General features: G+C 60.3%; 22 protein-coding genes. 12 read left to right on the top strand and 10 right to left on the bottom strand.

Annotation, left to right across the window (positions count from 1 at the left end):
- Window positions 1-181: 181 nt before the first annotated feature.
- Window positions 182-1528 (top strand): DEAD/DEAH box helicase, encoded by a 1347-nt coding sequence (locus AB7933_RS24615; protein ID WP_041160994.1) that lies wholly within the window; start codon window positions 182-184, stop codon window positions 1526-1528.
- Between the two features lie 48 nt (window positions 1529-1576).
- Here AB7933_RS24615 and AB7933_RS24610 read toward each other — a convergent pair whose 3' ends face one another.
- A complete protein-coding gene (locus AB7933_RS24610; protein WP_024076801.1) occupies window positions 1577-1852 on the bottom strand; it encodes a hypothetical protein in 276 nt (91 codons plus the stop codon).
- Window positions 1853-2007: 155 nt separating this feature from the next.
- Here AB7933_RS24610 and AB7933_RS24605 point away from each other — a divergent pair, with 155 nt between their 5' ends.
- The 5 genes from AB7933_RS24605 (at window position 2008) to copD (ending at window position 6396) form a co-directional block, all read left to right on the top strand.
- A complete protein-coding gene (locus AB7933_RS24605; protein WP_024076800.1) occupies window positions 2008-2397 on the top strand; it encodes a hypothetical protein in 390 nt (129 codons plus the stop codon).
- 130 nt (window positions 2398-2527) lie between these two features.
- Window positions 2528-4243: a copper resistance system multicopper oxidase gene (locus AB7933_RS24600; RefSeq protein WP_024076799.1), complete on the top strand. Its 1716-nt coding sequence runs from the start codon at window positions 2528-2530 to the stop codon at window positions 4241-4243.
- Window positions 4244-4253: 10 nt separating this feature from the next.
- The gene (locus AB7933_RS24595) at window positions 4254-5081 is read left to right on the top strand and encodes a copper resistance protein B (RefSeq protein WP_041161278.1); all 828 of its coding nucleotides are present in this window, start codon (window positions 4254-4256) and stop codon (window positions 5079-5081) included.
- Between the two features lie 50 nt (window positions 5082-5131).
- Entirely contained in the window at window positions 5132-5518 is a 387-nt protein-coding gene (copC, locus tag AB7933_RS24590) for a copper homeostasis periplasmic binding protein CopC (protein ID WP_024076797.1), read from the top strand.
- A complete protein-coding gene (gene copD / locus AB7933_RS24585) occupies window positions 5515-6396 on the top strand; it encodes a copper homeostasis membrane protein CopD (RefSeq protein WP_024076796.1) in 882 nt (293 codons plus the stop codon). The genes copC and copD overlap by 4 nt, the downstream gene beginning before the upstream one ends.
- Here the strand turns inward: copD and AB7933_RS24580 are convergent.
- The 3 genes from AB7933_RS24580 to AB7933_RS24570 form a co-directional block, all read right to left on the bottom strand.
- Window positions 6393-7259, bottom strand: coding sequence for a DUF6279 family lipoprotein (locus tag AB7933_RS24580; protein ID WP_024076795.1), 867 nt, complete (start codon window positions 7257-7259; stop codon window positions 6393-6395). The two genes, copD and AB7933_RS24580, sit on opposite strands and share 4 nt — an antisense overlap.
- Before the next feature lie 67 nt (window positions 7260-7326).
- Window positions 7327-8049 (bottom strand): TorF family putative porin, encoded by a 723-nt coding sequence (locus tag AB7933_RS24575; protein WP_024076794.1) that lies wholly within the window; start codon window positions 8047-8049, stop codon window positions 7327-7329.
- A 206-nt stretch (window positions 8050-8255) separates the two neighbouring features.
- Complete coding sequence (locus tag AB7933_RS24570; RefSeq protein WP_003193095.1) at window positions 8256-8435, bottom strand: hypothetical protein; 180 nt, start codon at window positions 8433-8435, stop codon at window positions 8256-8258.
- Window positions 8436-8757: 322 nt separating this feature from the next.
- Between AB7933_RS24570 and AB7933_RS24565 the strand changes: the two genes are divergently transcribed.
- The 3 genes from AB7933_RS24565 to AB7933_RS24555 all read left to right on the top strand — a co-directional run bounded on the left by AB7933_RS24565 (window position 8758) and on the right by AB7933_RS24555 (window position 11748).
- Window positions 8758-9594, top strand: a complete 837-nt coding sequence (locus tag AB7933_RS24565) for a CvfB family protein (protein ID WP_010208634.1) — start codon at window positions 8758-8760, stop codon at window positions 9592-9594.
- A gap of 113 nt (window positions 9595-9707) precedes the next feature.
- Complete coding sequence (locus AB7933_RS24560; RefSeq protein WP_024076793.1) at window positions 9708-10106, top strand: DUF2177 family protein; 399 nt, start codon at window positions 9708-9710, stop codon at window positions 10104-10106.
- A gap of 199 nt (window positions 10107-10305) precedes the next feature.
- Window positions 10306-11748, top strand: a complete 1443-nt coding sequence (locus tag AB7933_RS24555) for an NCS1 family nucleobase:cation symporter-1 (protein WP_024076792.1) — start codon at window positions 10306-10308, stop codon at window positions 11746-11748.
- Here AB7933_RS24555 and AB7933_RS24550 read toward each other — a convergent pair.
- Window positions 11660-12868: an MFS transporter gene (locus AB7933_RS24550; RefSeq protein ID WP_024076791.1), complete on the bottom strand. Its 1209-nt coding sequence runs from the start codon at window positions 12866-12868 to the stop codon at window positions 11660-11662. The two genes, AB7933_RS24555 and AB7933_RS24550, sit on opposite strands and share 89 nt — an antisense overlap.
- A gap of 103 nt (window positions 12869-12971) precedes the next feature.
- Between AB7933_RS24550 and ptrR the strand changes: the two genes are divergently transcribed.
- Window positions 12972-13865, top strand: a complete 894-nt coding sequence (ptrR, locus tag AB7933_RS24545) for a putrescine utilization regulator PtrR (protein ID WP_024076790.1) — start codon at window positions 12972-12974, stop codon at window positions 13863-13865.
- A 142-nt stretch (window positions 13866-14007) separates the two neighbouring features.
- Entirely contained in the window at window positions 14008-14130 is a 123-nt protein-coding gene (locus tag AB7933_RS24540) for a PA1414 family protein (protein ID WP_003193089.1), read from the top strand.
- Window positions 14131-14202: 72 nt separating this feature from the next.
- On the opposite strand, the gene AB7933_RS24535 is transcribed toward AB7933_RS24540, so the two are convergent.
- From AB7933_RS24535 to speB, 5 genes are all read right to left on the bottom strand, one after another.
- Window positions 14203-14514 carry a hypothetical protein gene (locus tag AB7933_RS24535; RefSeq protein ID WP_024076789.1) on the bottom strand — a complete coding sequence of 104 codons (312 nt, stop codon included), beginning with the start codon at window positions 14512-14514 and terminating at the stop codon, window positions 14203-14205.
- Between the two features lie 207 nt (window positions 14515-14721).
- Window positions 14722-16104, bottom strand: coding sequence for a sodium:solute symporter (locus tag AB7933_RS24530; protein WP_024076788.1), 1383 nt, complete (start codon window positions 16102-16104; stop codon window positions 14722-14724).
- A 34-nt stretch (window positions 16105-16138) separates the two neighbouring features.
- Window positions 16139-17650 carry a purine-cytosine permease family protein gene (locus AB7933_RS24525; RefSeq protein WP_024076787.1) on the bottom strand — a complete coding sequence of 504 codons (1512 nt, stop codon included), beginning with the start codon at window positions 17648-17650 and terminating at the stop codon, window positions 16139-16141.
- 21 nt (window positions 17651-17671) lie between these two features.
- The gene (locus AB7933_RS24520; RefSeq protein ID WP_024076786.1) at window positions 17672-18094 is read right to left on the bottom strand and encodes a YybH family protein; all 423 of its coding nucleotides are present in this window, start codon (window positions 18092-18094) and stop codon (window positions 17672-17674) included.
- Window positions 18094-19044: an agmatinase gene (gene speB, locus AB7933_RS24515; protein WP_017845302.1), complete on the bottom strand. Its 951-nt coding sequence runs from the start codon at window positions 19042-19044 to the stop codon at window positions 18094-18096. Before speB ends, AB7933_RS24520 begins: the two co-directional genes overlap by 1 nt.
- 180 nt (window positions 19045-19224) lie before the next feature.
- Between speB and AB7933_RS24510 the strand changes: the two genes are divergently transcribed.
- Window positions 19225-20118: a LysR family transcriptional regulator gene (locus AB7933_RS24510; RefSeq protein ID WP_024076785.1), complete on the top strand. Its 894-nt coding sequence runs from the start codon at window positions 19225-19227 to the stop codon at window positions 20116-20118.
- Window position 20119: the final 1 nt, after the last annotated feature.

Genomic DNA, 20119 nt, shown 5'->3' with positions numbered 1-20119 from the left:
TTCTTCTGTAAGACAAGACGGGGCGATTAGAGCATTTAAGTGCAATCAAGTTGACGTTGTGGACAAACCAGCTGACAAAAAAGCGGCTGATTAGCGCCGTTCACGTAAAGAAACTCGGTTTGGACGGCCGAAACCGGTACCCTATGCAGCTGATATTTTGTATTTCTTCGAGGTAGCACCCGTGTTTTCCCAATTCGCCCTGCACGAACGCCTGCTCAAAGCCGTGGCCGAGCTTAAATTTGTCGAGCCTACGCCTGTGCAAGCAGCGGCCATCCCGCTCGCGCTCCAAGGGCGTGACCTGCGGGTGACGGCTCAAACCGGGAGTGGCAAGACTGCCGCTTTCGTCCTGCCGATTCTTAACCGCCTGATCGGCCCGGCCAAAGTCCGCGTCAGCATCAAGACCCTGATCCTGCTGCCGACCCGCGAGCTGGCCCAGCAGACCCTGAAGGAAGTGGAGCGCTTCTCGCAATTCACCTTCATCAAGTCCGGCCTGATCACCGGTGGCGAAGACTTCAAGGTCCAGGCCGCCATGCTGCGCAAGGTGCCGGATATCCTGATCGGCACGCCGGGCCGTATGATCGAGCAGCTCAACGCTGGCAACCTCGATCTCAAGGAGGTCGAAGTGCTGGTGCTGGACGAAGCCGACCGCATGCTCGACATGGGTTTTGCCGACGACGTACAGCGCCTGGTGGGCGAGTGCGTCAATCGCCAGCAGACCATGCTGTTCTCCGCCACCACCGGTGGTTCGACCCTGCGCGACATGGTGGCCAAGGTCCTGAACAACCCTGAGCACCTGCAGGTCAACAACGTCAGCGACCTGAACGCGACCACGCGCCAGCAGATCATCACCGCTGACCATAATGTGCACAAAGAACAGATCCTCAACTGGCTGCTGGCCAATGAGACCTATCAGAAAGCCATTGTCTTCACGAATACCCGCGCTGCGGCCGATCGCATCTACGGTCGCCTGGTGGCGCAGGACTACAAGGCGTTCGTGCTGCACGGCGAGAAAGACCAGAAGGACCGCAAGCTCGCCATCGATCGCCTCAAGGCCGGCGGCGTGAAGATACTGGTGGCCACCGACGTCGCCGCCCGCGGCCTGGACGTGGACGGCCTGGACATGGTCATCAACTTCGACATGCCCCGCAGCGGCGACGAATACGTGCACCGTATCGGCCGTACCGGGCGTGCGGGCAACGATGGCCTGGCGATCTCGCTGATCTGTCACGGCGACTGGAACCTGATGTCGAGCATCGAGCGCTACCTCAAGCAGTCGTTCGAGCGTCGCACCATCAAGGAAGTCAAAGGCACCTACACCGGGCCGAAGAAGGTCAAGGCGTCGGGCAAGGCCGTTGGCGTGAAGAAGAAAAAAGTCGACGCCAAGGGCGACAAGAAAAAGGCCGGCGCCAAGTCGCCGACCAAGCGCAAGATCACCAACCGGCCGAAGACCGACAACCTGTCGCTCGTCAGCAAGGACGGCATGGCACCGCTCAAGCGCCGCAAGCCAGAAGCGCCGGCTGCCGAGTAAGGCAGGGGTGAAATAAAAAAACCGGACGTTGTCCGGTTTTTTTTGCCTTCAGTTTTTCGCCTTGGCGGCGGCCTCTTTCAATTCTTTGAGGCGGGCATCGATCAACTGGCACTTGTCGGGGAACTCCGCGCTCTGGGTATCCAGGTCCATTTTCTGCAACTCGTCGTTCATCTCCTTGGCCTTGGAGGGGTTCTGTTCGGTGAGTTTCGCCACTTCCTGCCCCAGCTGTTCGCGCTTGGCGGTCGCCTCGTCCGGCGTACAGGCCCAGGCGGGCAGGGCCGTGAGCAACGTGGCGGCAATGACCAGGTTCATCAGGGTTTTCATACTGGGACCTCCTTGGTGGTTATGTGCAGTTGAGGGCGCGAACGTCTGGAAAGTTCAGAGAAATGACGCTCGTCCATTTGGCTGAACGGCCAGTGACGCGGCGTGTCACACCTTGAGACGGGCTCCCTTTCCATCGGCCCGCAGGAGGAATCAGGATGACGACTTACAACTGGGATTTGATCGAACGTCTGCTGCATGAAGTGCAGAACGGCGAGGGCAGCTTCGCCCCACGCAAGTACGCCGAAGAGGAAGCGGCCGAGAAGGCCACGGCGGGCGAGTCCACGGGCAACCTGGATGCGTTGAAAAAAACCGCTGCGGATTATGAAGCGCTGCTGTTCAAGCGCGGTTTTATTGAATCGCGACCTGAAGAAGAGGGCGGCAACGGCGAAAACTTTATCCTGACCGGGCTCGGCGCGCAGTTGCTGGCGCTGATCGACAGCTCTATTCCGGGCAATGATCACCCACGCCAAGTGCTGGATGAGCAGGCAGATGCGTTGGACCCGGCGACCTTTGCTGAAGTGGCGTCCAAGGCACAGATCGCTTGACCCCCTCCATACCCCGCCCCTTCGCGCCGCCGGGTACGCCGAAGCTGTCAGATCGGTAATCTGCCGCTAAGGTTGCTGACAGCTGGCGCCGCCTAATCTGCAGCCATTCATCTCATGGACTTGAATCGGCATGCATTCCACTACCTCCAGACGAACCTTCGTCAAAGGCCTGGCCGCCGGCGGCTTGCTCGGTGGGCTCGGGCTATGGCGCCCGCCGGTTTGGGCGCTGAGCAATCCCGGCCACCCCACCGTGCTGACGGGCAGCGAATTCGATCTGTTTATCGACCAGACGCCTGTCAACCTCAGCGGCCAACAGCGTACCGCGCTGACGATCAATGGCAGCCTGCCCGGCCCGCTGTTGCGCTGGCGCGAGGGCGACACCGTGACCCTGCGCGTGAAGAACCGGCTCAACGAGCCTACCTCGATCCACTGGCACGGCATCCTTCTGCCGTCCACCATGGACGGCGTGCCTGGCCTCAGTTTTGAGGGGATCGAACCGGGTGGGGTGTATGTCTATCAATTCAAGGTCAAGCAGCATGGTACCTATTGGTACCACAGCCATTCCGGGTTTCAGGAGCAACAGGGCGTGTACGGGCCTCTGGTCATCGATCCCAGGGAGCCGGAGCCGTTCAGTTACCAGCGCGACTACGTCGTCATGCTGTCGGACTGGACCGACGAAGACCCCGTCGCGCTGATGAAGACCCTCAAGAAACAGTCCGATTACTACAACCGGCACAAGCCCACGGTGGGCGATTTTATCAGCGATGCAGGCAAGCACGGCTGGTCGGCTACGGTCGCCGATCGGCTGATGTGGGCGCGCATGAAGATGAATCCTACCGACCTCGCGGACGTCAGCGGCGAGACCTACACCTACCTACTCAACGGCCAGCCGCCCGGTCGCAACTGGACCGGCTTGTTTGAGGCCGGGGAGAGAATTCGCCTGCGCTTTATCAACGGCTCGGCGATGACCTATTTCGATGTGCGCATTCCGGGGCTGAAGATGACCGTTATCGCCGCCGACGGCCAGCCGGTGCAACCGGTCAGCGTCGACGAGTTCCGCATTGCCGTGGCTGAAACCTTTGATGTGCTGGTCGAGCCCACTGCCGCCGCCTACACGCTGTTTGCCCAGTCGATGGACCGTACGGGGTATGCCCGTGGCACGCTGGCCCGGCAGGCGGGGGCGGTGGCTTCCGTGCCGGCGCTTGATGCGCGCCCTTGGATCACCATGGACGACATGGGCATGGGCGGCATGGACCACGGCGCCATGGGCGATATGCCGGATATGGAAGGCATGGACCACAGCGCCATGGGCTCAATGTCGATGCAGAGCCATCCGGCCAGCGAGCAGGACAACCCGCTGGTGGATATGCAGGCGATGAGCCCGATGCCCAAGCTCGACGACCCTGGCGTCGGCCTGCGTAACAATGGCCGGCGCGTCCTGGCCTACGCCGACCTGCGCAGCACCTTCGAAGACCCCGATGGCCGTGATCCCTCGCGTACGATCGAGTTGCACCTCACCGGGCATATGGAGAAGTTTGCCTGGTCATTCAATGGTGTGAAATTTTCCGCTGCCGAACCCTTGCAGCTGACCTATGGCGAGCGGGTGCGACTGGTACTGGTCAACGACACCATGATGAGCCACCCGATTCACCTGCATGGCCTGTGGAGCGACCTTGAAGATGAAAACGGCCAGTTCCAGGTGCGCAAACACACGATCGACATGCCACCGGGTACCCGGCGCAGTTACCGCGTGACGGCCGATGCTCTCGGCCGCTGGGCCTATCACTGCCACCTGCTGTACCACATGGAAATGGGCATGTTCCGTGAAGTTCGCGTGCATGAATGAGGAAGCGGGCATGAACCATCGTGTTATATCGCTGTGCATCATGTTTGCCACATTAACCTGCGGCTCGCTGGTGTTGGCGGATGAACTGCAGGGCATGAGCCCGGCGGCTTCGTCCGCACCCACCCAAAGCCGCACACCGATCCCGGTACTGACCGACGCCGATCGCGCAGCGGTCTATAACGCGCCTGGCGGGCACAGTGTGCACGACAGCGCGATTCATTCGATGCTGCTGATCAACCAGTTGGAATGGCAAGGCGCCGACGATGGCAGTGCGCTGAACTGGGATATCAAGGGCTGGGCCGGCGGTGATATCGACCGACTGTGGCTGCGCAGCGAAGGCGAACGCAGCGCCGGCCGCACTGACAGCGCCGAAGCCCAGGTTTTGTGGGGGCACGCCATCAGCCCTTGGTGGGACTTGGTTGGCGGTGTGCGGCAGGATTTCAAACCCGGTCACAGCCAGAGCTGGGCAGCCTTTGGCATCCAGGGCATGGCGCTCTACAACTTTGAGGCCGAGGCGACGCTGTTTGTTGGCGAGTCGGGCCGCACCGCGGCCCGGCTGGAAGGCGACTACGACATTCTGTTGACCAACCGCCTGATCCTGCAGCCGACCGCGGAACTCAACTTTTATGCGCAAAACGATCCGCAGCGCCGCGTGGGCTCAGGCCTTGCGGAAAGCGAATTGGGCCTGCGGTTGCGCTACGAGGTACGCCGAGAGTTTGCGCCTTACGTGGGGGTCAGTTGGAACCGCACCTATGGGCAGACAGCACAGTACGCCCGCGCGGAGGATGAAGACGTCAGCCAACTGCGCTGGCTGGTCGGTGTGCGCCTATGGTTTTGACACTTTTCCTATACCTATAACTCGCCGCCTTGAGCGGCCTGGAGCCTTGCATGTCTCTGTTGAAAACTGCGTTAGCGGGTGGTGCGCTGTGGGCCGGATTAATCCTCAGCCTGCCGGCCGCGGCCCATCCGAAATTGCTCTCGTCCATTCCAGCCGCTGGCACCCAGGGCACGCCGCCCGCGGTCATAGAGCTGCGCTTCTCGGAGAACCTGCTGACGCAGTTTTCCGGCGCCAAGCTGACCATGACCGATATGCCCGGCATGCCCAACTCGCCGATGCCGGTCAAGGCCAGTGTGGCAGCGAGCACCGATCCCAAAGTGATGTTGATCAAGCCGGCTTCCGTGCTGAGCACCGGTACCTATCGGGTTGACTGGCGCGCGGTGTCGTCCGATACGCACCCGATCACCGGTAACGTAGTATTCAACGTTCAGCCATGAGTGAATTGAGCCAAGTCGCCCTGCGGTTTGCCCTCTATCTTGACCTGATGTTGTTGTTTGGCTTCGGGCTCTTTGGGCTTTACGGGCTGAACGCCTCGCAGCGCACGCTACTGAACTTCAAGAGGCTGATGGGGTGGACGGCGGGCCTGGGGATGTTGTTGTCCGTGGCGTCGCTGCTGTCCATGACCCAGGCCATGAGTGGTGCCAGCGATTGGCAGGCGTTATGGCCACATTTGCAGATGATGCTCTGGCAGACCGACCTGGGTGTGGCCTGGTGCCTGCGTATCGTGGCGCTGGTCCTGGCAGGGTGTACTACCCGCTTGCTGCCGGCCACGGTGTTGGGGGGCGTCGCGCTCGTGACACTGGTCTGGAGTGGGCACGGCGTGATGCACGAAGGGATGCTGGGCGCCTGGCACATCATCAGCGACGCGGCACATCTGCTGGCTGCGGGAGGCTGGGTCGGGGCGTTGGCGGCGTTTGGGCTGTTGTTGAGGCGCGCATTGTTTCGGGACCGTTATCGCGTCGAGGTGTTGGCCGGGGCACTTGCAGGGTTTGAGCGTATCGGCGCGGGATTCGTCGCGGTGCTGATCGTCACCGGTGGGGTCAATTATCTGTTGGTGGTGGGGCCGAACCTGGACGGCATCAACGGCAGTGTCTACGCGATCCTGTTGGGCCTGAAGCTCGGCGTTTTTAGCTTGATGCTGGGGCTGGCGGCACTCAATCGTTTCCATCTGGTTCCGTTTCTGCAACGGTCCCTGGCGGCGGGCGACACTGCCGCTGCGGGCCGCGTGCTGCGGCGCAGCATGGCCCTGGAGTTCGGCGCGGTGGTATTGATCCTGGGGCTGGTGGCTTGGCTGGGAACCTTGGCGCCGGGCTAGGGTTGCACGCTTTTCAGGCACTTGAGCGCCTGGAAGTCACTGCGGACCTTGTCGATTTTTTGCGAGAGTTTCAACCGTTGCTGCACTGTGCTTTCAGCCGTCAGATCCACGAGCAGGCTACGGGCAGCTGTTTCAGTCTGGGCGTAGGCGACGCGATACTCTGGAGTCCATAGGCTTTCGCGGTTCACCAGCAATTGCTCGATTTTCTGCGGGAAATCGGCGCCGTCACGGTGTTGCACCGCTTCGATAAATTGCGCCTGCCAGCGGGCGCGGTTGCCGATCCACTGCTGGTTCTGTTCACCCAGGTCGATTGACCAGGTCATCACGCGGTTCTGCTGGCTGGCGCTGAGCGGGCCCATCCAGGTCTCCAGGCGCTTGTTCATGCGCTCGGCGCGTTCCTTGATCTGCTGGGGGAGGGGCGGCTTGAGGTATTCGTCCTGGCGTTTGCGCAGGTCTTTGGCCAGGGCTTGGTTCATGTCCTTGACCTGTTGGTCGTCCAGGCCTTGCAGCAATTGGATCGCTGACGGGGTGACCTGTTGCGCAATCTCGGCAATCGCCTGTTTGGCTTCGACGGTGCGGGTCTGTAGTGCGGCGTCGGTGACCTGGTGGTTGTCGACCATCTGTTGCAGGCGGTCGAGCCAATCCAGATAACCCGGCAGTTGTGTGGTGCAGTGCCAGGCCAGGTGTTCCTTGAGTGTGTCGTTGAACCAGGTCTTTTGCCCGGGGGTCATGTCCAGGTAGTCACTGAGGGTCCAGGGGATGATGACGTCGAGATTACGGTAGGCCAGGCCTACGCGATTGCAGCCGGCGAGCACCAGGCTCAGGGCCAGCAATACCAGCAGAAGTTTGAGCCGTTGCAGCATGGGCGGGTCCTTGCGCGGGAGGGGGTTAGTGCATGTGAACCCGCGGCAGGCACCACAGTTCAGCCCATCAATAAAACGACCGCGCGGCCTTCAAGGTCAACAGGCCATCGCATTGCGAATTGTGTCCGGAGTAGGCCGAGCAGTCGCTGCCGGTGAGGCTGGAGCCGCTGTAGATCAGGTCTAGGTCAATGCCTTTCCAGGCGCGGGAAAACTGCACCGACCAGTCGCTGAAACTGCTGATGGAGCCGCCTTCCACCGACGCTGGCGTACCCAGTTGATGGGTGGTGTACTTCATGCTGACACCAATGCCGAAAGGCTGGGTGCCGCTGAGGTCGGCAAACAGCGTGCTGTCCTGGCGGTCGGGGTCGTTGCTGAAGGATGCACCGAAGCGGTTGCCCAACAGGTTCAGGCCGCCGTAGAACTCCTGGCTGTTCCTGAGGCTGAGCGTGGGGTAGCTGTAGTGGATCAGCCCTACTTCGTAGCCGAGGGTCTGGTCGAAAGGATGTTTGAAGCCCATGTAGGAATCGACCTCGAGGTTGCTGGTCGATGACAGGCCCATGTTCGGGGAAAACTGGCCGATGTACAGGCCGCTGTCGTGACTGAGGTCCAGGCCGCCATGGAATGAATCACTGCCGGGCGATGTCGGCTTGACCAGGCCCTGGGCCATGCTGCGGCTGGGGGTGGTGCCCAATTTAAGGTCGAAGTCGCCCAATTCGCGCTGGAAGATCTGCGCTTGGGCAAGCGGGCTGGCGGCCAAGGCACTGACGAGGAAGATGTAGGGTTTGAGCATGCTTCACTCCATGAAAAGCGAGGAGCAGTGACGGAAAAATCGGGCAGATGCCCGTGCTAGACGTGTGCAAGCATACCGGCGAATGCCAGGCGATGAGTCCCGTTCGTCGATTAACGTATTAGAGGATCAGGCAGGCGGGTATTTCGGGCTCTAGTCCTAGCGCCTTGAAGGCAAGACGCTTAGGGACCAGGTGCGTTGCGCGGGGGTTACTTCTTGCCCAGGCTGATTTGCTTGGACGGGCCGAAAGTCTGGCCGCTCACGCCCTTGGCAATCTGCTGGATTTCGCCACCGGATTTGAGGAACGCAGCAATCTGGCTGTTGATCGATTCGCTGGTTTCAACGGCGGGAGCTGGCTTTGCTTTGCTGTTGGATGCTTTTACGCGCATGGCGGCCACTAACCTGTAGAAAATTAACTTGGCCAGGCATCGTACAGGAAATACTTGACAATTGCTTGGTAAATATCCCCCTGAAATTATAAGTGGGCTGGAAAATCAGCTGGTTTTAACTTTGCAATAAGCGCCTAACTGACTGTTTTAACTCGTAACGCTGGGGGTGAAATGGCCGTTGTGCCGTGGAGCAATCGAGCCGTTTGATCTGACGAGCGGGGCGCTGCCAGTAGAACGCCATGCCAGCCGCGATTTTTCAGGCGCGCGCGCGTGCTGCACGCAACTCGGGTAGAATGCCGCCCACGCAATGAGGGTATTGGAAATGGCTTTAGTCGGGCGCTACAACAGCTTGCAAGTGGTTAAACACACTAACTTTGGTTTGTACTTGGATGGTGCGCAAGATGGTGAAATCCTCTTGCCTAATCGTTACATCCCCAAAGATATTCCCAGTGAAGATGAAGACTGGCTTAACGTTTTCATCTATCTGGACAGCGATGACAAACTTATCGCCACCACCGAAAAACCGAAAGTTCAAGTCGGCGAATTTGCCAGTTTGAAAGTCGTCGAAGTCAACAGTATTGGTGTGTTCCTTGATTGGGGCTTGCCCAAGGACCTGTTGCTGCCGTATTCGGAAGAAAAGCGCCAGTTGAGCGCCGGTGAATATTGCGTGGTGCACGTCTACCTCGATAAGCACACCAAGCGCATCACGGCGACTGCACGCCTGGATCGTTACCTGGACAAGACGCCGGCCAACTACCAGGTGGGCCAGGAGGTCGATCTGCTGGTGGCCGAAGCCACCGACATGGGTTTCAAGGCGATTATCAACAACAAGCACTGGGGCTTGATTCACAAGAACGAAGTGTTCAAGTTCCTGCGCCCGGGCAAGGAAGAGAAGGGCTTTATCAAGGAGATCCGCGCCGATGGCAATATCAGCCTGAGCCTGCAGCCGGTTGGCCAGGAAGCGGCCTCCAGCCTGAACTCGAAGATCCTCGCCAAGTTGCGTGAAAACAACGGCAGCCTGCCGGTCAGCGACAAGAGCGACCCGGCGGTGATCAGCAACTTGTTTGGCGTGAGCAAGGGCAACTTCAAGAAAGCCATTGGTGCACTCTACAAGCAGGGCCAGATTGTGATTCACGCGGATCGCATTGAACTAAGCTGAGTTCGCTTGGCTCTCTGGTAGGAGCGAGCGTGCTCGCGAAAAAGGTACATCCGACGCAGCGATGCGCTTGGAATACATTCGCGAGCAAGCTCGCTCCTACAGAGGTTGTATCAATGTCCAAGACGTCTGTCTTCGCCTACCTCGGCACCTTGTTCGCCTTTCTGGTGCTCGACGGCCTCTGGCTCGGCGTCCTTATGGGCCCGACCTACAAATCCCTGCTGGGCCCACTGATGCTTGATCAGCCTCGCCTGTTGCCCGCCGTGCTGTTCTATCTCCTGTACGCCATCGGTTGCGTGGTCTTGGTGGTCCTTCCCAGCGCAAGCTGGCAACGCGCGGCGCGCCTGGGTGCTTTGCTCGGCCTGGTGGCCTATGGCACCTATGACCTGAGCAATTGGGCCACTTTGCAAGGCTGGTCGGCCGGCTTGGCGGTGATGGACATGGCGTGGGGCACTCTTCTGACCGCGGCGTGCTGCACGGTCGGGCACTTGTGTGCACATCGAGTGCACCGGTGATTGTGTACAGGATTTATGTGCACCGTTGCTGAGCGTCTTGCCAGCCTCTAGCCAAGCATAAATACCTTTGCAACCCCCGCTGCAGGGGGATTGTGTGCTATTGGCACGCATTCTGCTGACTCTATCGTATACAAACCATGCCGCCTCCCGTATGCATCCCGTTACGGCAGCGCAGGCCGGTATTTCGAGGAGCCCAGCGATGACCGAACAATTGCCCAAAGGCTACAGCCCCCGCCTGTATAACCAGGACCTGGGCCCGCAGCCGCAGAAGTGGACCTGGTACAACATCTTCGCGTTCTGGATGAGCGACGTGCACAGCGTCGGTGGCTATGTATTCGCCGCCAGCCTGTTCGCCCTCGGGTTAGCCAGTTGGCAGGTGTTAATCGCCTTGCTCGCGGGTATTTGCATCGTGCAATTGATTGCCAACCTGGTGGCCAAGCCCAGTCAGCAAGCAGCGGTGCCTTATCCGGTCATCTGCCGGCTGGCGTTTGGCGTGTTCGGTGCGAATATTCCTGCGGTGATTCGCGGCCTGATCGCCGTGGCGTGGTATGGCATTCAGACTTATCTGGCGTCCAGTGCCCTGATCATTGTGGTGCTGCGCTTTTTCCCGCAGATGGCCGTGTATGCAGAGCCTCACTTCGCAGGCCTGTCCTACCTTGGCTGGTTGGGTTTTCTGAGCCTGTGGGTGCTGCAGGCGGCCGTGTTCTGGGCCGGCATGGAATCCATCCGCCGTTTTATCGACTGGGCCGGGCCGGTGGTCTACGCGGTGATGTTCGTCCTGGCGGGTTGGATTGTGTGGAAGGCGGGTTGGGCGAATATCAGCTTTACCCTGTCGGAGAAATCCCTGTCGGGCTGGCAGGCGTTTGGCCAGGTCATTGTGGCGACGGCGCTGGTGGTCTCGTATTTCTCCGGGCCGACCCTGAATTTCGGCGACTTCAGCCGCTACTGCCGCAGTATGCGTGATGTGCGGCGCGGTAATTTCTGGGGGTTGCCGGTGAATTTCCTGGCGTTCTCCCTGGTCACCGTGGTGATCGTCTCGGGCACCTTGCCGGTGTTTGGCGAAATGCTGCATGACCCGATCGCCACCGTGTCGCGAATCGATAACAGCATGGCCGTGTTGCTGGGGGCCTTTGCCTTTGTGACGGCGACCATTGGCATCAACATCGTTGCCAACTTCGTGTCCCCGGCCTTTGACTTTGCCAACGTCGCGCCAAGCAAGATCAGCTGGCGTGCCGGCGGGATGATCGCGGCGGTGGCGTCGATCTTCATTACGCCGTGGAACTTGTTCAATAACCCGCTGATGATCCACTACACCCTCGACATCCTCGCGGCATTCATCGGGCCGCTGTTCGGGATTCTGCTGGTGGACTTCTACCTGATCAAAAAGCAGAAGATCGATGTGGATGCGCTATTCGATGACAGCCCCAGCGGGCGCTATTACTTCGACGGCGGTGTGAATTGGACAGCGGTCAAGGCCCTGTTGCCCGCGACGCTGGTGGGTGTCGCGATCACTTTTACCCCAGCCTTGCAGGGCATGGCCAACTTCGCCTGGTTTACCGGCTGCTTCCTGGGTGGGCTGTTTTTCCTGGTGCTGGCGCGGCGTGAGCAGGTTCGTGCGCCGGCACCGTTGGTCGCGGGCTGACCAACACCCCTCCCGCCACTAACAGGCCTGCACCGGCGATCAGCAACGCGGGTTGCAGGCCACCGCTCAGGTGGCTGCTCACCGACGCCAGCAACGGCCCACTCAATTGGCCGATGGCAAAGCTGGCGGTCAGCAGCCCGGTGTTGCGCCGATAGCCGTGGGGTGCAACGTCCCGCAGGCGCGCCATCACTAACTGCATGCAGGCCAGGAAGGGCCCGCCGCACAGCAACACCCCCAGCGCCAGACCCCAACCGTTACCCAGCAGGCAGGCAAATACGCCGGCTGCTTGCAGCCACAACGTGCTCATCAGCCAGCGGCGGGTGGTGTCCGGGTCCTTGCGCCGCAGGCTTGCGACCACCACGCCAATCGCCGCCGCCAAACCAAAGCAGGGCCAGAACAGATCGGCCTGCCAGGCGCCCTTGAATTGCGCGCTGGCCATCTGTGACAGGAACGTCGCCGGAATGATGTAGCCCAGGCCGAACAACACATAGATCCAGCACAGGTGGGTAATGCTGCCGTTGCTGGCTGTGTCGGCGTGGCTTGCAACAGGCGCAGTGACGGCGGACGGCTGGGGCAAGCATGGCAAGATTGCCAGCAGCATCACCAGCGCCACGACGCCATAGACCAGCCACAACGTTGCAGAGCTTTGGCCCAACAGGTTGGAGCCCAACGCCAGCAATCCGGTCAACAGAATCCCCAGCCCTGGCGCGGCGAACACCAGCGCCCCCAGGCGTGCACGTCCAGCGGCAATCGCCAGTGGCTGGCTCAGGCTGGTGATCATCACCAATACCCAGGCACTTGCAACGCCGGTACCGAAGCGCAACAGCAGGTGCGGCCAGAACCCATGGGCCCAGTACGAGGCCAGGGTCAGCAGCGCGCACAACCACAGCCCGCCATACAGGCGACCACGCACATGGTGATGGCTACGGGCGAAGATCGAGTCCACCGCTCCCACGAAGTAACCCAGGTAATTGGCGGCGGCGATCAGCCCGGCGCCGGTCAGGTCGATCTGGCCTTCGCTGAGCAGATGGGGCATTTGCGGGGTGAGGGCGAAGCGGCCAATGCCCATGGCCATCATCAGGGCGATAAAGCTGGCGAGTAAGCGGATCAGCGCAGACATGGGCAGGCGTCCTGGACGAAAGCGAATGCCTGTAGGCTAAAGCGGATTGACTTTCTGTAAAAATGAATAATAGTGAGTAACTTGTTCAGTTTTGGAGAAAGGTGTGGAGTTCAGTCAATTGCGCATTTTCCAGGCCGTGGCGGAAGAGGGCTCCATCACCCGCGCTGCCGAGCGCCTGCACCGTGTGCCATCGAACCTGTCGACCCGGCTCAGGCAGATGGAGGAACAGCTCGGCGTCGAGCTGTTTGTGCGCGAACGCCAGCGTTTGCAGCTTTCTCCGGCGGGCAAGGTGTTGCTGGACTACAGCACCCGTCTGCTGGCGCTGCACGATGAAGCCCATGGCGCCGTGCAAGGCGGGCAACCGGCCGGCGACTTTGTACTGGGCAGCATGTACAGCACGGCGGCGGTGCACTTGCCGAAGCTGTTGGCGCGTTATCACAAGGCGTACCCGATGGTGAACTTGCAGGTGCAATCGGCGCCCAGCGGTGAATTGCTCGAAGGGTTGATTACCGGTCGCCTGGATGCTGCTTTTGTGGACGGGCCCATCACCATCGCCTCGTTGGACGGTTTAGCCCTGTGCGAAGAACGCCTGGTGCTGATATGCGAAGCCGATCACCCGCCGGTGCGCGGCCCCCAGGACGTTGCTGGCCGTTCGGTGTTCACTTTCCGACGCAGCTGCGCCTATCGCACGCGCCTGGAAACCTGGTTTTCCCACGAGCACGTCGCCATGGGCCGGGCGATTGAGATCGAGTCTTACCAGGGCATGCTCGCCTGCGTCATCGCCGGTTCTGGTGTGGCCTTGATGTCTGAATCCATGCTCGACAGCCTGCCGGGCAAGGACGGTGTGTCCGTTCATCCGTTGACAGGGCATTTTGCCACTGCGACCACCTGGCTGATGTGGCGAAAGGGTATGCTCGGCGCTAACCTCAATGCATGGATCGACCTGCAGCAAGAGGGCAAGGCCGAGTCCCTGCCAGGCACGCGCGCGATTGCTTGAGCGATCCGTCAGGATTGGGATCGATTCGGTAATAGTTCGTTGTGGTTTCGTTCAAGCAATACGTAGGACTTAGGGCTACTATCAATGTAGGAAAGGGCGACAGAATTTGCGCCTACCCGCATTACCCTCAAAGGGGGCAACCATGAAAGAGAAAATCCAAAATTGGCTCCACGACCTCGGCGTTGCACTGGGCTTGATCGAGCCACCGCTGCAACCGGTGCCGATTCGTACTGATGACGAGCAGCGTCGGCCGCGTCGTCGGTAAGACTTGGGAAGCGCTCACACGAAGCACGTTATGAGCTGTGTGAGCGTTGCGGAGTAAAGGTCTGTATAGGTGTTATTTAGAGCGGGTGATTTTTGTCTTCCCGAAGCTGCGATCATCCTCATTAACCGGGCTGTTTGGGGCGTACTCTCCAACGACGGAAAACTCGCCGGTGTAATTGGGATCGACTTGAAAGTAAATTTCATGAGCGTAGTTGCGGCTTATAGACAGAGGAAAAGCGAGGCTTCCTGTTGCGTTATTGAATAGGAGCCTACATAGGCCGGAGTAGACCTCCACATTTTTTCCGTTCAGATGCACCCTGTCACCGGTTTGCAAGTTGGCGGGTACTGTAGGTCCGGGTGGATGTGAAGCTTTTGGATTTTTCATTTCAACACCTCGTTCCGTAAAGGTAACTATAAGCCCAGCTGTTTCCAGCTTGACATTGCAGTGTCAAGCTAATGCTGCGTTCAGCCTCATATCTACTGTCAGAAATACCAGTCCAGACCAACGGAAACTCCAAAATCCACGCAAAAAAAACGGGTGCGACATCCGACGTCGCACCCGCTGAAGAAACCGCTCTAAACCCGTTATTTCTTACAACGCCCGAGCCACCTCCGCCTCCGGCTGGCGCGACAGCAAGCTCACCAGCACAAAGCTCACCAACGCCACCGCCAGGCTGTAGTAGATCGGCGTGTTCGCATCCAGCCCATCCTTGAACATGAACACCAGCGCCGTCACGAAGCCCAGGGTCATGGACGTGATAGCCCCCGATGTGGTTGCCCGCTTCCAGAAGATCGCGCCGATCAGCGGGATCAGCATGCCACCCACCAGCAGGTTGTAGGCCAGGGTCAGGGCGCTGATCACGTCATTTACCACCAGTGCGATACCCAGCACGACGATACCGGTCAACATTGTGAACAGGCGGTTGATTGCCAGGCTCGATTGTTTACCACCGCGTAAACGTGGCAGCAGGTCTTCGGTCAATACGGTGGCCGCCGCCAGCAAGCCCGCGCTGGCGGTGGACATCATCGCCGCCAGTGCCGCCGCAATCACCAGCCCGCGAATCCCATCCGGCAGCGACGCTTTGACGATCGCCGCAAACGCGTTATTGACGTTATCCAGATCCGGGATCAGCACGTGCGCCGCCATGCCGATCAAGGCACACGCCAGGCCATAGAGGATGCAATAGAAACCAGCGAAAGTGCCTGCGTACTGGGCGACCTTTTCATCCCGGGCGGTGAACACCCGCTGCCAGATGTCCTGGCCAATCAGGATGCCGAAGAAGTAGATCATGAAGTAGGTGATGATCGTGTCCCAGCCGATCGCGGTGAAGCTGAAGCTCGATGCTGGCAGCTTGGCCACCAGCTCATCCCAGCCGCCCACGCGGTACAGGCAGATCGGCAGCAGGATAAACATCAGGCCGACGGTCTTGATCACGAACTGCACGATGTCGGTGAGGGTCAGCGACCACATGCCGCCGATGGTCGAATACACCACTACCACGCCACCGCCCAACACCACCGAGATCCAGAACGGCAGGCCAAACAGCACTTGCAGCACCGTGCCGATGGCCAGGATCGAGGTCACGCCGATCATCAGCGCGTAGGCCAGCATGATCACCGCACTCGCCTGGCGAGCCATGGGGTTGTAGCGTTTTTCCAGGACCTGGGTCACGGTGAAGATCTTCAGCTTCAACAGCGGCTTGGCCAAAAACAGGTTCAGCGCGATGATCCCCATGCCCAATGCGGCACACAGCCAGAAGCCAGAGATGCCGTGCACATAGCCCAGGCGCACGGTACCGACGGTGGACGCGCCGCCCAGTACCGTGGCGGCCATGGTGCCCATGTACAGCGATGGCCCCAGGTTACGCCCGGCCACCAGGTAGTCTTCGTGAGTCTTGGCGCGGCGCATGCCGTAGTAGCCGAGCACAAGCATGCCGGCGGCGTAGATGAGTACGACGAATAAATCCAAAGCCATGACGGCGAGTCTCCGATTATCTTTTTTATTGGGGTCAGGCGGTCTGTTGCTGCACTGATTGCGCGCGCGCGTCAGTGCGCTGGCTGCGAGGGTCCGTTGGCCCATAGACGGCAGCCGGTTCCGGGAACATGCGAAGCAAGGTCAGGTACACCACCGAGGCCAGCCCCAGCGTCACCGGCAGGCTGATATCGATACCCTCGGCCAAGTTGCCCAGCGGCCCGACAAACTGCCCAGGCAAGTTGACGAAGCACAGGCCCACCAGCGCACTCGGGATCCAGGCCCCCAGCCCGCGCCAGTTCCAGCCATGGCTGAACCAGTAGCGGCCACCGGTTTCGCCGCGGGTGAACACCTGCAGGTCATCCGGGCAGTAGAAGCCTCGGCGTACGATCAGGCCGATGATCATCATCACCATCCACGGCGTGGTGCAGGTGATGATCAGCACGGCGAAGGTCGACACGCTTTGCACCAGGTTGGCGGCGAAACGTCCGATAAAGATGAAGGCAATCGACATCACCCCGATCAGCAGCGTGGCCTTGACCCGCGACAAAACGCGCGGAAACACGCTGGACATGTCCAGCCCGGTGCCATACAGCGACGTGGTGCCGGTGGACATGCCGCCGATCACTGCAATCAGGCACACCGGCAGGAAGAACCAGCTAGGTGCCACCGCCAGCAAGCCGCCGACATAGTTGTTGGCCGCGATGTAGTCCGGCGCCTTGATCGCCACGATGGTGGCGGTAGCCAGGCCGAACAGGAACGGAATCAAGGTGGCGACCTGCGCCAGGACCACGGCCAGCATGATCCGGCCCTTCGGGGTTTCCCGCGGGATATAGCGCGACCAGTCACCCAGGAACGCACCGAAGGAAATCGGGTTGCTCATGGCCACCAGCGCGGCGCCGATAAAGGCCGCCCAGAAACCGCTCTGGCCCATCGCGACGGTGCCGGCGAAGTGGCTGTCGAAGGTTGGCGCGAACGCGAAGATGCCCAGCAGGAACAGCAGGCTTGCCGCCCACACGGCAATGCGGTTGACCCACAGCATGAAACGAAAGCCGTAGATGCACACCGTCAGCACGAGAATCGCGAATACGCCGTAGGCCAGGCCCAGGGTCAGGTCGGTTTCCGGCAGGCCGATCAGGCGTTTCGCACCGCCGACCAGGGCATCGCCGGAACTCCACACCGACAGTGAGAAGAACGCAATCGCGGTCAGCAATGACAAAAACGAACCGACAATTCGCCCATGCACGCCAAAGTGCGCGCCGGAAGACACGGCGTTATTGGTGCCATTGATCGGCCCGAACAGGCCCATGGGCGCCAAAATCACGGCCCCCACCAGCACGCCCAGCACAATCGCCCAGACCCCAGCCTGGAACGACAAGCCGAACAACACCGGAAAGGAACCCAGCACGGCGGTGGCAAAGGTATTGGCACCGCCGAAGATCAGGCGAAACAGATCCTTGGGCCCCGCGGTACGTTCGTGGTCCGGGATCTGTTCGACCCCGTTGGTTTCTATTTTGCGAATACTGTTGTCGTTGTTTTTATTATTCATGATCAGCTCCGATCACATTGGCTAAGGGGGCGGCAGCCCTTCCGGCATAGCGGACAAATGTTCGTGACAGGCCAGCCATAGGCCTTCTTGTTGTTCTGCGCGCAGCCCTTGCCGTTTGAAGACAATGGTCTCGCGTTCCTGGCTAAAAAATTGCTCCCCGTTCATGCGCAGCTCGGTGGCTACGTCATGCATGAAAATCGCCACGTCGCCTTGCAGGCTGACAAAGGCATTGCTCGAGGTGCAGGACAGCACTTCGAATCCCTCGTCCCGCCGCCAACTGTCCCACAACGCCTGGTAGGCATCGCGACTGAGCAGCGGCTGGGGGAGGGTGTAGAACACGAAGCTGGCATCGGCGCTGAACGCGCCGAAGTAAGCCTCGCGATCATTGCGCGCGAAGGCTGACACCAAGTCGGCCGCAGCTTTCAACACCTCATGGGCGCTCATCAGCGATGGGCTACGCCGGGCAGTACGCAGAGCATTTCGTACAGCAGGTTGGCGCCCAGCAGCGAGGTGTTGCCGGTGGTGTCGTAGGGCGGCGAAACCTCGACCAGATCGCAACCAATCAGGTCGAGGCCCTGGCAACCACGGATGATCTCGATTGCCTGGATCGTGGTCAGCCCACCAATTTCTGGGGTGCCGGTGCCAGGTGCCCAGGCTGGGTCGATACCGTCGATGTCGAAACTCAGGTACACCGGGCCGCCACCGACTTTTTCGCGTACTTCGGCCATCAACGGTGCGAGGGAGTGGTGCCAGCATTCTTCGGCCTGGACCACCCGGAAGCCCTGCTTGCGGCTCCAGTTGAAGTCTTCGGCGGTGTAGCCCTGGGCACGCAGGCCGATCTGCACCACACGGTCACAATCGAGCAGGCCTTCTTCCACCGCGCGGCGGAAGGTGGTGCCGTGGGCGATTTTCTCGCCGAACATGTGGTCATTGACGTCAGCGTGGGCATCGATGTGCACCAGCCCGACCTTGCCGTGTTTCTTGTGGATCGCCCGCAGGATCGGCAGGGTGATGGTGTGGTCGCCACCCAGGGTCATGGGGATCACGTTGTGTTCGAGGATTTCGTCGTAGGCTTCTTCGATGATGCGCACGGCGTCGAGCAGGTTGAAGGTGTTGATCGCCACGTCGCCGATGTCGGCCACCGACAACGAATCGAACGGTGCGGCGCCGGTGGCCATGTTGTAAGGACGGATCATCACCGATTCGGCGCGGATTTCACGCGGCCCGAAGCGGGTGCCGGCGCGCAACGACGTGCCGATGTCCAGCGGTACGCCGATAAACGCGGCGTCCAGGCCCTTGGCCGACTGTAGGTGGGGTAGTCGCATCATGGTGGCGATGCCGGCGAAGCGCGGCATTTCGTTGCCGCCCAGTGGTTGGTGGAAAATCTTGTCCACAGGATTGCCTCAGCGTTGTTTTGTTTATTAGGGGTCGATTCTGCGAAAAGCCAGGGGAGGGAAGAATCGCCAGGGGCAAATACTTAGTTCAGATTTTTCTAAACTAATGGCTGAGGTAGACTCTGACGATTCTTGTAGGCGCGAGATTGCTCCTACAGTTACCGCGTTTTTGGAGGCCCGATGGCCAACGCCTTGCCCGACCTGAAACTCCTGCGCATCTTCGTCAGCGTCGTGCGCCACCAGGGGTTCGCCAATGCCCAGCACGAACTCAACCTGTCCACCTCGGCCATCAGCACCTATATGAGCCAGTTGGAGTCGGCGTTGGGCCTGGTGCTGTGTCATCGCGGCCGGGGCGGGTTCAGCCTGACCAGCAAGGGCGAGTTGTTCCACCAGGAAACCCTGCGCCTGCTCGGCGAACTGGAAGGCTTCGAGCAATACGCCGCCGCATTGAAGGGTGAGTTGCGCGGTACCCTCAAGCTCGGCGTGCTCGACTCTACCGTCAGCGACAAGGCCCTGCCGTTCGCCGAAGTCATCGGCGCCTATAGCCTGGAACACCCGGCGGTGCATTTGCATTTGTCGGTGATGAGCCCGTACGAACTGCAACTGGGCGTGCAGGACAATCGCCTCGACCTGGCCATCGGTGCCTTCTCCAATCGCATGAGCGGGCTGGTCTACATGCCGCTGTACCGCGAGCAACACTGGCTGTATTGCAGCACTCGCCACCCACTGTTCAACGAGCGGCGTATCCCCGAACAAGTGATTACCCAGCAACGCATGGTCGGGCGCGGCTACTGGAGCCAGGCGGAACTGGCGCGCCATGGTTTCAAGCACAGCGCCGCCACGGTGGAAAGTATGGAGGCACAGTTGATCCTGGTGCTGTCCGGCGCCTATATCGGCTACCTGCCCGAGCACTACGCCCAGGCCTGGGCTGACAAGGGTGACCTGCGCGTATTGCTGCCGGCGACCTTCGGCTACCAGGCGCCGTTCTCGATGATCATGCGCCGTGGCCGCAGTCGCGAACCGCTGATCCAGACCTTCCGCGATTTACTCAAAGCCCAGCTCAACCAGGCCTGAA

It is taken from the genome of Pseudomonas gorinensis, assembly GCF_042015035.1.
Lineage (GTDB): Bacteria > Pseudomonadota > Gammaproteobacteria > Pseudomonadales > Pseudomonadaceae > Aquipseudomonas > Aquipseudomonas gorinensis.
The sequence above is the reverse complement of the archived record's forward strand: the minus strand, read 5'-3'. Positions and strand labels throughout refer to the sequence as shown.

Coding starts and splice junctions, on each gene's coding strand:
- AB7933_RS24600 (WP_024076799.1), top strand. CDS start 2,528: ATGCATTCCACTACCTCCAGACGAACCTTCGTCAAAGGCCTGGCCGCC.
- AB7933_RS24555 (WP_024076792.1), top strand. CDS start 10,306: ATGACCGAACAATTGCCCAAAGGCTACAGCCCCCGCCTGTATAACCAG.
- AB7933_RS24605 (WP_024076800.1), top strand. CDS start 2,008: ATGACGACTTACAACTGGGATTTGATCGAACGTCTGCTGCATGAAGTG.
- AB7933_RS24520 (WP_024076786.1), bottom strand. CDS start 18,094: ATGAGCGCCCATGAGGTGTTGAAAGCTGCGGCCGACTTGGTGTCAGCC.
- copC (WP_024076797.1), top strand. CDS start 5,132: ATGTCTCTGTTGAAAACTGCGTTAGCGGGTGGTGCGCTGTGGGCCGGA.
- copD (WP_024076796.1), top strand. CDS start 5,515: ATGAGTGAATTGAGCCAAGTCGCCCTGCGGTTTGCCCTCTATCTTGAC.
- AB7933_RS24575 (WP_024076794.1), bottom strand. CDS start 8,049: ATGCTCAAACCCTACATCTTCCTCGTCAGTGCCTTGGCCGCCAGCCCG.
- AB7933_RS24580 (WP_024076795.1), bottom strand. CDS start 7,259: ATGCTGCAACGGCTCAAACTTCTGCTGGTATTGCTGGCCCTGAGCCTG.
- AB7933_RS24540 (WP_003193089.1), top strand. CDS start 14,008: ATGAAAGAGAAAATCCAAAATTGGCTCCACGACCTCGGCGTTGCACTG.
- AB7933_RS24610 (WP_024076801.1), bottom strand. CDS start 1,852: ATGAAAACCCTGATGAACCTGGTCATTGCCGCCACGTTGCTCACGGCC.
- AB7933_RS24595 (WP_041161278.1), top strand. CDS start 4,254: ATGAACCATCGTGTTATATCGCTGTGCATCATGTTTGCCACATTAACC.
- AB7933_RS24510 (WP_024076785.1), top strand. CDS start 19,225: ATGGCCAACGCCTTGCCCGACCTGAAACTCCTGCGCATCTTCGTCAGC.
- AB7933_RS24560 (WP_024076793.1), top strand. CDS start 9,708: ATGTCCAAGACGTCTGTCTTCGCCTACCTCGGCACCTTGTTCGCCTTT.
- AB7933_RS24565 (WP_010208634.1), top strand. CDS start 8,758: ATGGCTTTAGTCGGGCGCTACAACAGCTTGCAAGTGGTTAAACACACT.
- AB7933_RS24570 (WP_003193095.1), bottom strand. CDS start 8,435: ATGCGCGTAAAAGCATCCAACAGCAAAGCAAAGCCAGCTCCCGCCGTT.
- AB7933_RS24550 (WP_024076791.1), bottom strand. CDS start 12,868: ATGTCTGCGCTGATCCGCTTACTCGCCAGCTTTATCGCCCTGATGATG.
- AB7933_RS24535 (WP_024076789.1), bottom strand. CDS start 14,514: ATGAAAAATCCAAAAGCTTCACATCCACCCGGACCTACAGTACCCGCC.
- AB7933_RS24525 (WP_024076787.1), bottom strand. CDS start 17,650: ATGAATAATAAAAACAACGACAACAGTATTCGCAAAATAGAAACCAAC.
- AB7933_RS24530 (WP_024076788.1), bottom strand. CDS start 16,104: ATGGCTTTGGATTTATTCGTCGTACTCATCTACGCCGCCGGCATGCTT.